Source organism: Pseudomonas sp. R1-18, from assembly GCF_051132095.1.
Taxonomy (GTDB): domain Bacteria; phylum Pseudomonadota; class Gammaproteobacteria; order Pseudomonadales; family Pseudomonadaceae; genus Aquipseudomonas.
Genome location: NZ_CP071658.1, coordinates 4,430,921 through 4,442,843 on the forward strand (window position 1 = coordinate 4,430,921; position 11,923 = coordinate 4,442,843).

The 11,923-nt window shown below is 58.3% G+C and carries 12 protein-coding genes and 1 riboswitch; of the genes, 2 read left to right on the top strand and 10 right to left on the bottom strand.

Annotation, left to right across the window (positions count from 1 at the left end):
- Nucleotides 1–74 precede the first annotated feature (74 nt).
- The 8 genes from J3P77_RS20220 to J3P77_RS20255 all read right to left on the bottom strand — a co-directional run bounded on the left by J3P77_RS20220 (nucleotide 75) and on the right by J3P77_RS20255 (nucleotide 5,567).
- On the bottom strand, nucleotides 75–692 hold the full coding sequence (locus J3P77_RS20220) for a YqiA/YcfP family alpha/beta fold hydrolase (protein WP_434678343.1): 618 nt from the start codon (nucleotides 690–692) through the stop codon (nucleotides 75–77).
- Nucleotides 693–780: 88 nt separating this feature from the next.
- Nucleotides 781–1,587, bottom strand: a complete 807-nt coding sequence (gene cpdA / locus J3P77_RS20225; protein ID WP_434678344.1) for a 3',5'-cyclic-AMP phosphodiesterase — start codon at nucleotides 1,585–1,587, stop codon at nucleotides 781–783.
- A gap of 224 nt (nucleotides 1,588–1,811) precedes the next feature.
- Nucleotides 1,812–2,711 (bottom strand): DUF4926 domain-containing protein, encoded by a 900-nt coding sequence (locus J3P77_RS20230; protein WP_434678345.1) that lies wholly within the window; start codon nucleotides 2,709–2,711, stop codon nucleotides 1,812–1,814.
- A gap of 184 nt (nucleotides 2,712–2,895) precedes the next feature.
- Nucleotides 2,896–3,315 carry a hypothetical protein gene (locus J3P77_RS20235; protein ID WP_434678346.1) on the bottom strand — a complete coding sequence of 140 codons (420 nt, stop codon included), beginning with the start codon at nucleotides 3,313–3,315 and terminating at the stop codon, nucleotides 2,896–2,898.
- Between the two features lie 168 nt (nucleotides 3,316–3,483).
- Entirely contained in the window at nucleotides 3,484–3,855 is a 372-nt protein-coding gene (locus J3P77_RS20240) for a hypothetical protein (RefSeq protein ID WP_434678347.1), read from the bottom strand.
- Nucleotides 3,852–4,259: a hypothetical protein gene (locus J3P77_RS20245; RefSeq protein ID WP_434678348.1), complete on the bottom strand. Its 408-nt coding sequence runs from the start codon at nucleotides 4,257–4,259 to the stop codon at nucleotides 3,852–3,854. Before J3P77_RS20245 ends, J3P77_RS20240 begins: the two co-directional genes overlap by 4 nt.
- A gap of 247 nt (nucleotides 4,260–4,506) precedes the next feature.
- Nucleotides 4,507–4,959 (bottom strand): DUF1249 domain-containing protein, encoded by a 453-nt coding sequence (locus J3P77_RS20250; protein WP_434678349.1) that lies wholly within the window; start codon nucleotides 4,957–4,959, stop codon nucleotides 4,507–4,509.
- Nucleotides 4,950–5,567 carry an NUDIX domain-containing protein gene (locus J3P77_RS20255; protein WP_434678350.1) on the bottom strand — a complete coding sequence of 206 codons (618 nt, stop codon included), beginning with the start codon at nucleotides 5,565–5,567 and terminating at the stop codon, nucleotides 4,950–4,952. The genes J3P77_RS20250 and J3P77_RS20255 overlap by 10 nt, the downstream gene beginning before the upstream one ends.
- Before the next feature lie 207 nt (nucleotides 5,568–5,774).
- Here J3P77_RS20255 and J3P77_RS20260 point away from each other — a divergent pair, with 207 nt between their 5' ends.
- Nucleotides 5,775–6,521: an RsiV family protein gene (locus tag J3P77_RS20260; RefSeq protein WP_434678351.1), complete on the top strand. Its 747-nt coding sequence runs from the start codon at nucleotides 5,775–5,777 to the stop codon at nucleotides 6,519–6,521.
- Between the two features lie 60 nt (nucleotides 6,522–6,581).
- On the opposite strand, the gene thiC is transcribed toward J3P77_RS20260, so the two are convergent.
- A complete protein-coding gene (gene thiC, locus J3P77_RS20265) occupies nucleotides 6,582–8,471 on the bottom strand; it encodes a phosphomethylpyrimidine synthase ThiC (RefSeq protein WP_434678352.1) in 1,890 nt (629 codons plus the stop codon).
- A 154-nt stretch (nucleotides 8,472–8,625) separates the two neighbouring features.
- Nucleotides 8,626–8,730, bottom strand: a riboswitch (TPP riboswitch).
- A 159-nt stretch (nucleotides 8,731–8,889) separates the two neighbouring features.
- On the opposite strand from thiC, the gene J3P77_RS20270 reads away from it, so the two are divergent.
- Nucleotides 8,890–10,329, top strand: coding sequence for a TolC family outer membrane protein (locus J3P77_RS20270; protein ID WP_434678353.1), 1,440 nt, complete (start codon nucleotides 8,890–8,892; stop codon nucleotides 10,327–10,329).
- 316 nt (nucleotides 10,330–10,645) lie between these two features.
- On the opposite strand, the gene waaA is transcribed toward J3P77_RS20270, so the two are convergent.
- Nucleotides 10,646–11,920 carry a lipid IV(A) 3-deoxy-D-manno-octulosonic acid transferase gene (waaA, locus tag J3P77_RS20275; protein WP_434678354.1) on the bottom strand — a complete coding sequence of 425 codons (1,275 nt, stop codon included), beginning with the start codon at nucleotides 11,918–11,920 and terminating at the stop codon, nucleotides 10,646–10,648.
- Nucleotides 11,921–11,923: the final 3 nt, after the last annotated feature.

The window sequence follows — 11,923 nt, forward strand, 5'->3', positions numbered from 1 at the left end:
GGTTCTCGTTTTCAATCGTTTCATGAATTTGGGGAGTTCATTTTCTTGCATTCATATGACCGGGCGTCGGTCGCTCACAGCGCCGACAGATCCACATCCTGTAACAGGCTCGGAGCAAATCCGGCGAAGCTCAACAGTGCCGGGATGCGTTCGGCGAACCCCTGGAAGCTGTGATCGCCACCCGACTGAATGCGCAGCGCGCAGCCCCGATAGAATTGCTCGGCGCGGCGGTAATCCAGAGTCTCGTCACCGGTCTGCAACCACACCTGGAACCGATCCGGATCCTGCGGCGCGGGCACTTCCAGCTCGACCAGCGCCTGGATGTGGTCGTGGGTCAATTCCCAGCGTTCGCCGGTGTACAGGTTCTGCTGAGTGCCGAGAAATCCGTCGAACAGCTGGTGCGGATTGACCGCCGGGTTGATCAGCACCGCCTTGAGGCCGTGGCGGTGCGCTAAATGAGTCGCATAGTAGCCGCCGAGCGAGCTGCCGACCAGCAAAGGCCGCCCGAGGGCGCGGATCGCCTCGTCGAGCTGCTGCATGGCCTGGCGCGGGTGATGATGCAGTTCCGGCACGCGCAATCGCTCGCCCAGACCCAGCGACTTCATCAAGGCGGACAGCTGCCGGGCTTTCATCGACTGAGCCGAGCTGTTCAGGCCATGGATATAGAGCAGGGTTGGTGCGTCGCCGGTCACGCCGATTCTCCAAGAGTCCAGTGCAAAGCCGCGTAGTTTACAGGGACGAACGCCACATGACTCAACGGAAACACTTTGACGCGACGAATCAGTAACCGGTGCCGCCGTAATCCGCTTCGAAAGCCATGCCCACCACCCTCGAAACGCCGGTCTCAAGCTGACCGTCGGCGTGCAGCCGCAGCCAGCGGTAGCCCGGCGCAGCGGTGTCGAGCTTGAAATCCACACTGGCTGGCGCGAACTGGATGCAGGTCGACGGCGAGGCCAACAGCCTGACGCCGTTGCGCGTCTGGTCGAACTCCTGATGCACGTGGCCCCAGAGCACGGCGCGCACCTGCGGGAAACGGTCGAGCACTGCAAAAAACGCTTCCGCGTTACGCAGCCCGATGGGTTCCATCCACTCGCAGCCGATACTGACCGGATGATGATGCAGGCTGACCAGATGATGCCGCTCCGGCGCTTCGCTCAAGGAGCGTTCCAGCAGGTCCAGCTGCGACTGCTCAAGAAAACCGGGCACCGAGCCGGGGACCGCTGAATCGAGTAGCGTGACCCGCCATCGGCCGACATCGATGATTGGCCGCAGCAGATCGCCTTGCTGCGCAACCTGCTCCATCTGCGGCAACTCGTCGTGATTACCGGGAAACCAGCGTACCGGCGCGGCAATGCGCGCGCTCAGATCGCGAAAGGCTTCGTAGGACTCAACGCTACCGTCCTGGGAAATATCGCCACTGGCCAGGATGAAATCGATACCCGACTGCTCGGCGAGAACCACGTCGACCACCTTCTCCAGGCTATCGCGAGTGTTCATGCCCAGCAGCGTACCGTCCGCCTCGGCAAATAAATGGCTGTCGGACAGCTGGACCAGCAGGACTGACGATGAAGGGGCTGCGCTCGGCAAGGCCGTCTCCCGGAAAGGATTCAGCGGCGATTATGTGATGGGAATGGGGATGGGTAAACCCGGGAATGTGGGGGCGGGTCACATTTTGGATGAGCCTTGCCGTGAAGCCTGAGTAACCGATCGATACTGAAATCCGTTCCCACGAAAAGCTTCGTCATCTCGGTAGTCGCGTGAACGCCTGAGCGAAGCCACGCTTAGACCCGCCGCACGTCTTCATCAGACTTTCAGGAGTGTTTCCTATGCAGGCCTACAAAGACCTCATCCAGCTCGTCATCGATGAAAACCTCGGAAGCAAAGCCTGATTCCGGATGGAGCCGTTTCAACTTGGCGTTCCAGCAATCCGAGATCACATGAGCAAGCTCGCAGACCTCATCCCACTCCATATCATCACAAAGCTCAGTCACCTCAAGCAGGTTTTGCCAGTAGGGCAAATCGTCATAACGCAAACCTCTGGCAGTCTCCTCTTCCAGACGCTGTTGATCTAAACATACTTCAACGAAGATATTTCCATCGATAACCAAAAATATCGGATTGAAAATCCGTGTGAAGTACACGCAGAGCTCATCATTCAGGTTGCCGACGTCCTTGGCCGCGTGAATGTACGAAAGTTGGCTGGGCGTTCTTGGCTTGTTGAATTCCAGGACTGACTCATAGGTAAACATTTCTTCTCCCCTTGAAACCGCAGTTATAGCGGGGATGTTCGTAATGCAGTCCGAAAAAAATCTTGCATCTTCAGTTTCAGGCGCAGACCAGAATAGAGAAAATTGAGGCCGCAATAACGGAAGCAGCTCGATCGTTCGCCCTTCGGAGTCGCAAAACTCAACTTCATAGGCAAACCCAGGGCCAGAGTGTTCATGAACTATGGTTCCGGTCATCCCCTTGAAAAGCCCGTCAAGGGGCAGGTCTACCTCCAGTCTGACGACATCCAGCAGCTTGACGTCAGTCCATCTCTCATTTGCTGCTGTCCCCGGCAGCCTGATTCGCCGACGCCCAGCTGGCTTTCTAACAGCACCCGAGGCCCTCTCTTTCGACAGGCTCTTCCTGACTAACAATCCAACACAACGAAAAAGCCCAAAAAACAATCGATAAACTATAAATAACAACAATAGAGAAATAACTATCATATTGAATTTCAACGATCCCGTGGGAGCGGACTTGTCCGCGAAGGCGTAATTACATACGACAGATGCACCGAGCCTACACGGCCCTCTTCGCGGACAAGTCCGCTCCTACTCCGCACAGGTAATGCAATCACATTCCTAGTGCCTTTCCACAAATCGGAGCAAAGAGAAATATTATCGCCGTGTATCACGCTTTACCGCTAACTAACGAAGAGAAGCTTTTCAAAAACGACGGCTCATCGCTCCATATAATCCACTCAGATCCGTCAAATGCTTCCAGGCCAAGAATGCACCCTTCCGGCGCCTCGTCCACTTCTACAGGCCGCCTTATCTTTTCGACGGAGTCAACTGCGACGATGAAACAGCTAAAGGCCTGATGGATGCCTCCGGCGAATGAAACCAGCTCTTCCCAAGTTAATAACCACCCCTGCTCCAGCTCCCACAGACAGGATTCGAAATCGGGCATACTGATGCCGTCTGGGGCGCTGCCGGTACCACTGAATTCCATTATTGACCAAGTCCAGTCATTGTATGGGATCGACGGCAACAGCTCTTTAAGATTGAGGATCAAACCCTCGCCGGAGTGAGGGATGACGACTTTATTCATTCAGGGTACTCCAAGGGCTTGCCATCGCCATGCTTTAGCGTACCTCCTGTTGGGTGGGGTCCCAGTCATCGCGGCCAGGTAGGTCTGAAAAGGTTCGAAGTCTTAAGAAGCATAAAACTATTGCCGGTCAGACTTAAGAGAAATGATGTTCAACTTGTTAACGGGTATCTACTCCCGACGCCAGCTGCGAAGCTTGTATCGACCCACTACCCCTCCAATCAGCACACCGACAAGACCGGCACCGAAGAGATAGCCAAGTAACTCTTCATAATTCATTCGAGGCCAACCAATAAAAACAATCAGATAAGCCAGAACAAAACCTGCCCACAGGCTTGACAGACAGAGCATCATGAAACCAAACGAGAAAAAACAAGACAGTATCCCGCCGGCCAGCGCCGCCAACCACATTACCAAGTCAATATTTACGAATACAGTCGGCACCTGAGCTATCCCGATTGCCACACTCAGGACCATGAATGAGATCAGGCTTCCAGTCATAAAACCTAGCGATAGTTTTATTATTTTTATGATAAGTCTCATCGCCAACCAACCGGACAATTAGAAAAAGAAGAATCCCTCGCGCCTCCAGCGCGAAAAATCTCTTCTACGTAAGACACACAATTATTAGGCACCACCAACCAAATCCAGGGTTTCAGGCTCAGCTCTTCAAGCTTTCTTTGGGCGCCCGCAGGATCAGGCATCGCAACCTTGCGACGAAACATTTCGTTTTTCCCGCATTCAATCTTATAGCGACGATAACCTTCCTCATTCATATACCATGGCCTCTCGGACTGACCGAGGATATGAAAATAATAGCTACCCGCCTTAAACAGTGCGTGCCCGCAAATATTTATTCCGTCGCCACTGACGACCACGAGCCAAGTGTCATTCCAGTTAAACGGAACCACCCTGCAATGCTCAAGCTTCTCACCCACATAACCCATAACTGACTAGCCGACGATGAATATCCTTCACGCAAACTAGCACAAGATCAAAACTGAATATTGAAGAACGCCGCGATATCTGAAGTTTCGGAAACTTCTTACAGCCCAGAACTGAAACTTCCCACCCCCCATAATGAGAATTACGGCAGACGCCAAGTACGCATCGTATAAACGCCAGCCCGACAGGCTGCGAAAGACAGATGTTTTTCTATATGCGCGTACATGTCCAGCCATAAAACTGACTTTCTCACCGCACCACTTCAAACTCATGCCCGCACGCCAAACAGTGGCTCAGCCACTCCCCAAGGAACACATTCAGTTGAGCCTTTTCGTCAGGTTGGTGCATGTCGGCGTTGGGATACGGATAAATCCCCCGGAAGCGGCGGGCGTGTTCGGCGCCGATGACTTCGGCCATGCGGGCGTCGTGGTAGACCTGGACTTCCAGACTCGGCACCGGCAGCCACGGCAGGCTGTGTTCCTGGCGCACTTGCAGCGTGGTGGTGTACGGGCAGTCGAGCAGAACTTCGACCGCCAGCACGCCGAGCATCTGGTCGCCCTGGGTAACGGCGACGCGTCGGGAGCGCTGCGCGTTGCGCATGTCTGGAAGCAGACGCATCAAGCGAGCGTAGTTGGCTTCGCAGGCGGCTTGCAGCCCGGCGAGGTCGACACGGTAGCGCTCGCGCACAAGATTCACGACCATAATCCCCTTATCTCTGTGCGGTTCAGTGCCAGCCACTGCATGGCAATGATGGTTGCCGCGTTCATGATTCGTCCGTCGGCGACGGCTTGCATCGCATCGTCGAAAGACCAGACGGTTACACGGATGTCTTCACCTTCGGACTCCAGGCCATGCACGCCGCCTGCCCCCTGGCTGCTGCATTGCCCAAGAAACAGGTGAACGAATTCATCGCTGCCACCCGGCGACGGAAAATATTTGGTGATGGGCCACAGCGCGCTGAACGAAAGCCCAGCTTCCTCTTCCGCTTCGCGATGAGCAACTTCTTCGGGCTCCTCATCCTTGTCGATCAACCCTGCAACCATCTCGATCAGCCACGGGTTGTTGGTCTTGTCGATCGCGCCAACACGAAACTGCTCAATGAGCACGACCTCGTCGCGCTTGGCGTCATAAGGCAATACGCATACGGCGTCATGGCGCACGAAAAGCTCGCGGCTGATTTCCTTGCCGAGGCCGCCTTCGAAAAGTTCGTGACGCAGGTAGAGCTTGTCCAGTCTATAGAAGCCCTGGAAGCAGTTTTCACGCCGCGTGATCTCGAAGGCCGCTGGAACGGATCGGGTAGTCTGGGTCATGGGTTTCTCGCTTGCCGCCATCTTTGACTTCGGACCATCCTAACGCGCATCGGCGTCCGGATGCAGCCCCTTTGAGATGCAGGTTAGACGGCCATGGCGTAATTCAAATCCAATCCGCCAAGTGGCGAACCGAAGCCGGGGTTTGCAGTCCAATCAGCCTGCATGCGTGCAACGCAACCGCTATTACTGACACAGCCAAGGATCAACATGTCGTTATTGAGGATCGTTTCACTGGTTTGCCTGGCACTGGTGCTCGGCGCCTGCCAAAGCCTCTTCACGCCCAGCATGCGCGCGCCGTTGCAGGTCGAGCGCGATGCTTCCGAGATCATCAAGCCGGGCTGCACCACGGCTGATTGCCCGCTGGTGAACATCGATACCGTGCACTTTCCGGACGAGCCCAAGCTCGATGCCCTCGTCCAGCGCACATTGCTGCAATTGACCCGCACCGACTCCGACGCGCCGCTGCCGGCCTCTCTGAAAGCCTATCAGGAGCAGTTCCTGAGCCGCGCCCAAGGTCGTAACAGCAGCTATCTGCAAGCCAAGGTCCGCGAGCAGCACGACGGGATCGTGGTGATCGAGCTGTCGAGCTATCTGGACAACGGCGCTGCCCATGGCAGCCCGGGCCGGGCGTTCATCAACTACTCGCGCCAGCAGCAGAAAGTCCTGACACTGGCTGACATGGTGGTGCCGGGCAAGGAAAACGAATTCTGGCAGAAAGCCGAAATGGCGCATCTGGCCTGGCTGGCTTCGACCGGCATGAACAAGGACACCGAGTTCATGCAGACCTGGCCGTTCAAGCGTACGCCGAACATTGCGCTGACCTATGGCGCGGTGATCCTCAAGTATCCGGTGGACACCATCGCACCTTACTCCATGGGTCACATTGAGCTGAAGCTTCCCTACCCTCAGCTCAATGGCGTGATCAAACCGGAGCTGTTTCCCGGCCGCGGCTGACCAAGTGCGCCGTTGATTGAAAAAAGGAGCGCCTGCAAAGCGCTCCTTTTTCATTTCACATCAGACCTTTTTGTACAGCTGGCTGCCTTCCTGCTTGAAACGTTCCGCCTGCTCCGCCAGCCCTTTGGCAACGTCGACGTCCACCGCATCGATGCGCTGATTGGCGGCGTACTCTCGCACTTCCTGAGTAATCTTCATCGAGCAGAATTTCGGCCCGCACATCGAGCAGAAATGCGCGACTTTGGCCGAGTCCTTGGGCAGTGTTTCGTCGTGGTACGAACGAGCGGTGTCCGGGTCCAGACCGAGGTTGAACTGATCTTCCCAGCGGAATTCGAAACGCGCCTTGCTCAGTGCGTTGTCGCGAATCTGCGCGCCTGGGTGCCCCTTGGCGAGGTCCGCCGCGTGTGCAGCGATCTTGTAGGTGATGATGCCTGTCTTGACGTCATCCTTGTTCGGCAACCCCAGATGCTCCTTGGGTGTGACGTAACAGAGCATGGCGCAGCCGAACCAGCCGATCATCGCCGCGCCAATGCCCGATGTGATGTGGTCGTAGCCTGGCGCGATGTCCGTGGTCAAAGGGCCCAGCGTGTAGAACGGCGCTTCGTCGCAGCACTCCAGCTGCTTGTCCATGTTTTCCTTGATCAACTGCATCGGCACATGGCCTGGGCCTTCGATCATGGTCTGCACATCGTGCTTCCAGGCGATTTTGGTCAGTTCGCCCAGGGTTTCCAGCTCGCCGAACTGCGCGGCGTCGTTAGCATCGGCAATCGACCCCGGACGCAGGCCATCGCCCAGCGAGAAGCTGACGTCGTAGGCCTTCATGATTTCGCAGATGTCTTCGAAATGGGTGTAGAGAAAGTTTTCCTTGTGATGCGCCAGGCACCACTTGGCCATGATCGAGCCGCCGCGGCTGACGATGCCAGTGACGCGCTTGGCGGTCAGCGGCACATAGCGCAGCAGCACACCGGCGTGAATGGTGAAGTAATCGACGCCCTGCTCGGCCTGCTCGATCAGCGTGTCGCGAAACAGCTCCCAGGTCAGGTCTTCAGCGACGCCGCCGACTTTTTCCAGTGCCTGGTAGATCGGAACCGTACCGATGGGTACCGGCGAGTTGCGGATGATCCACTCACGGGTTTCGTGAATATGTTTGCCGGTCGACAGGTCCATGACCGTGTCCGAACCCCAGCGGATGCCCCAGGTCAGCTTGGCGACTTCTTCTTCGATGGACGAGCCCAGCGCGCTGTTGCCGATGTTGCCGTTGATCTTCACCAGGAAGTTACGGCCGATGATCATCGGTTCCAGTTCGACATGGTTGATGTTGGCCGGAATGATCGCGCGGCCACGGGCGATTTCCTCGCGAACAAACTCGGGGGTGATCTCCTTGGGGATGCTCGCGCCGAAACTGTGACCGGCGTGTTGCTGAGTGAGCAGGCCTGCGGCGCGCGCCTCCTGAAGCTTCATGTTTTCGCGGATGGCGACGTATTCCATCTCGGCGGTGATGATGCCCTTGCGCGCATAGTGCATCTGGCTGACGTTGGCACCGGCCTTGGCCCGGCGCGGGTTGCGCACGTGAGCGAAGCGCAGCGCGGTCAGCTCGGCATCGTTCAGGCGCTGTTGGCCGAAATTCGAACTCAGGCCCGGCAGGCGTTCGGTGTCGTTGCGCGAGTCAATCCATGGCGAGCGGACGTCGGCCAGGCCCTTGCGCACATCGATAATGACGTTTGGGTCGGTGTATGGGCCCGAAGTGTCGTAAACGGTGACCGGCGCATTGATCTCGCCGCCGAAGTCGGTCGGGGTCACGTCGAGGGTAATCTCGCGCATCGGCACGCGGATGTCCGGACGAGAGCCCTGGACGTAGACTTTCTGGGAACGGGTAAACGGCTGTACCGAGCCCGAATCGACCTGGGCCGACTCACTCAAATGGGGCGTGTTTTTTGGTCTTGTACTCATCACGGTCTCTCCAGACATCCAGCGGCGGATTGATTGTCGGAGTGACCTGATCGGGACGGACGGGTGCACTGATGCCAGTGCTGAATATCGAAGGCGTGGAGCTGTTCATTTTTTGAACAATCGACCCCGGACGATACTCAAGAGGACTCGCCGGGAGACGAGAAATCTTGTTCCCTACGCAGGCGCTAACCTGATCAGGTTCAACGGGATCCGGTTTAACCGATCTCAGCCTCATAGCAAGGCACCCCGACAAGAACGTCGCCAGTCTATGATGGGCAGCGCACGGAACGCCAGCGCAATTACATCGGTCTGGATAGATGGCAGAAATGGCGCTTTGTCGCGCCCATCGTCTCGCTCTACACTCGCTTACCCGGTTTCACACCGACCTGCGATCAACTTCATGAACAGGGAACGCCTCATGCTGCGCAAACTTTCGTTGGTCATCGCCGTATCGCTCGCGTCCGGCGGGCAGGCCCTGGCAGCGGATATTCCCCCACCGACGCAGACCGGCCTGGTGAGCGTCTACCAGCAGGCTGTGAATAACAATGCTGACCTGGCGGCGGCGCGGGCCGATTATCAAGCGCGCAGAGAAGGCGTACCGCAAGCCCGTGCCGGGCTGCTGCCAAACCTGTCGGCCGGCGCGCAGGCCAACAACACACGTACCAGCATCGACCAGCCCAGAGCCATCGCCAGCCGCAGCGGCACGGTTTATCAGGCGAGCCTGAGTCAACCAATCTTCCGCGCGGATCGCTGGTTCCAGTTACAAGCTGCGGAAGCGGTCAACGAACAGGCCGCGCTGGAGCTTTCGGCGACTGAGCAGAATCTGATCCTGCAGTCGGCGCAGAGCTACTTCGCGGTGCTGCGCGCTCAGGACAATCTGGCATCGACCAAGGCTGAGGAGGCAGCCTTCAGAAGGCAGCTCGATCAAGCCAACGAGCGCTTCAATGTGGGCCTTTCGGACAAAACCGACGTGTTGCAGGCGCAGGCCAGCCATGACACCTCGCGCGCCAACCGGATCATCGCCCAGCGGCAGGTCGACGACGCCTTCCAGGCGCTGGTGACGCTGACTAACCGGGAATACAACTCCATTGAAGGCATTGTTCACACGCTGCCGGTGCTGGCGCCGACGCCCAACGATGCCAAGGCCTGGGTCGACACGGCGGCGCAGCAGAACCTCAATCTGCTGGCGAGCAGCTATGCCGTGGATGCGGCGCAGGAAACGGTGCGCCAACGCAAGGCCGGACATGCGCCGACGGTTGATGCCGTCGCCTCTTACCAACGTGGCGATAACGATGCGCTGGGTTTCAGTAATCCCAACTACACCGGACGCAATTACAGTGGCGATGTCGAGCAGAGCAGCATCGGCCTGCAGCTGAACATCCCGATCTACAGCGGTGGCCTGACCAGCTCTCAGGTGCGCGAGGCTTACTCACGCCTGACCCAGAGCGAACAGCGTCGCGAGAGCCTTCGTCGCCAAGTTGTGGAGGACACCCGCAACCTGCACCGCGCGGTCAATACTGACGTCGAGCAGGTGCAGGCGCGCAAGCAGTCGATCATTTCCAACCAGAGCGCGCTGGAAGCCACTGAAATCGGCTATCAGGTCGGAACCCGGAATATCGTTGATGTGCTAGACGCGCAGCGTCAGCTCTATGCCTCCGTGCGCGATTACAACAACACTCGTTATGACTACATCATCGACAACCTGCGCTTGAAACAGGCCGCCGGCACGCTGAACCCGGGTGACTTGCAGGATCTGGCGCGCTACCTGAAATCCGACTACAACCCCGACAAAGACTTCCTGCCACCGGACCTGGCCGAGGCTGCACGGAAGAATTTCGAAAGGCCTGCGCAGCGCTGACATTGCAGCGCCGCCGGCCTCGCTCCCACACGGTGGGTGTGGTTTCTGTGGAGTGACCGGGCGGCGATCCGCTTGTTCGCGGCCGCATCTCCGCGCTGTAACTGACGGACCGCGTCGCCGGGTTTTGCTGCCGCTATGCGGCAGATCGCGAGCAAGCTCGCTCCCACAGATTGCGCGCGGTCTTGTAGGAGCGGACTTGTCCGCGAAGCGTTGGTGCAGGCGCAACAGTTCTATTGCCCGTCCCGGCCTTTTCGCGGACAAGCGGATCGCCGCCCGGTCACTCCCACAGATTGTGGTCGGTTCTTGCGGGAGCCTGTCAGCGGGCCAATCCGGTGATCAGGTCCAACAGCCGTTGCAACGCGCCCTGGTTGGCCTTCATTACGTTCAGACCGGCGCTGGCCATGGACCCTGCCAGGTGGGGCTGGTCGAACAGGCGCTGCACCGCTGCCGCCAGTGCTGTTGCGTCGTTCACTTCTTCAAGGGCCCCAGCACTGCGCAGCATCCCGGCGATTTCCAGAAAATTGAACAGGTGCGGACCACTCAGCACCGGCTTGGCCAGCGCAGCGGGTTCCAGCAGGTTGTGCCCGCCGTTGGGCACCAGGCTGCCGCCGACGAACGCTACATCAGCAAGCGCGTACAAAAACAGCAGCTCGCCCATTGTGTCGCCAAGCAGCACCGACGTGGCCGGGGTGACGTCCTGCCCGGTCGAGCGGCGGACAGTAGCGAAACCCTGTTGCTGGCAAAGGTCGTGGACGCTGCCGAATCGTTCAGGATGGCGCGGCACCAGGATCAGCAAGGCATCGGGATGGCTGGCCAACACTTGTCGATGAGCCGCCAGCACGCTTTCGTCCTCACCCGCATGGGTACTGGCCGCTATCCACACCGGACGGTCTGTCGTCTGCCACTGCTCACGCAGCCGGGCTGCGCTCTCCAGTAGCTGCGGGTCGATGCTCAGGTCGAACTTGATCGAACCGGTCACCGTGACGCATTCCGGGCGCGCCCCAAGATCGATGAAGCGCCGCGCCTCCACCTCGGTCTGTACGGCAAAGCCGCTCATTTGCGCCAGCATCGGGCGAGTCAGGCGTGCGAAGCGGCCGTAACCTCGCGCCGAGCGCTCCGAAAGCCGCGCGTTGGCAAGCATTACCGGGATCCCGCGCCGGGCACATTGCGCTATGTGGTTGGGCCACAGTTCGGTTTCCATGATAATGCCAAGCCTGGGCTGCACATGATCAAGGAAACGACCGGCCGCCCACGGCAGGTCATAGGGCAGGTAGCAATGCTGGATCCGCGGCTCGCCCGCGAACATCGCCCCGATCCGCTCCGAACCGGTCGGCGTCATGCAGGTCACAGTGATCGGCACATCAGGATACTGCTTGAGCAGCGCCCGGATCATGGGCGCGGCGGCAATACTCTCACCCACCGACACGGCGTGAACCCAGAAGCCACCGCGCTGCATCGCCGGCAGGCCGATAGCGAACCGTTCGCCGATTCGCTGGCGATACGCAGGAGCCTTGCGCGCACGCAACCACAATCGCAGGGCAACCAGCGGCAAGCCCAAGTGAAACATCAGGGTATAAAGGGTTCTGTTCATGGC

Coding starts and splice junctions, on each gene's coding strand:
- J3P77_RS20230 (WP_434678345.1), bottom strand. CDS start 2,711: ATGATAGTTATTTCTCTATTGTTGTTATTTATAGTTTATCGATTGTTT.
- J3P77_RS20235 (WP_434678346.1), bottom strand. CDS start 3,315: ATGAATAAAGTCGTCATCCCTCACTCCGGCGAGGGTTTGATCCTCAAT.
- J3P77_RS20240 (WP_434678347.1), bottom strand. CDS start 3,855: ATGAGACTTATCATAAAAATAATAAAACTATCGCTAGGTTTTATGACT.
- J3P77_RS20245 (WP_434678348.1), bottom strand. CDS start 4,259: ATGGGTTATGTGGGTGAGAAGCTTGAGCATTGCAGGGTGGTTCCGTTT.
- J3P77_RS20250 (WP_434678349.1), bottom strand. CDS start 4,959: ATGGTCGTGAATCTTGTGCGCGAGCGCTACCGTGTCGACCTCGCCGGG.
- J3P77_RS20255 (WP_434678350.1), bottom strand. CDS start 5,567: ATGACCCAGACTACCCGATCCGTTCCAGCGGCCTTCGAGATCACGCGG.
- J3P77_RS20260 (WP_434678351.1), top strand. CDS start 5,775: ATGTCGTTATTGAGGATCGTTTCACTGGTTTGCCTGGCACTGGTGCTC.
- thiC (WP_434678352.1), bottom strand. CDS start 8,471: ATGAGTACAAGACCAAAAAACACGCCCCATTTGAGTGAGTCGGCCCAG.
- J3P77_RS20270 (WP_434678353.1), top strand. CDS start 8,890: ATGCTGCGCAAACTTTCGTTGGTCATCGCCGTATCGCTCGCGTCCGGC.
- waaA (WP_434678354.1), bottom strand. CDS start 11,920: ATGAACAGAACCCTTTATACCCTGATGTTTCACTTGGGCTTGCCGCTG.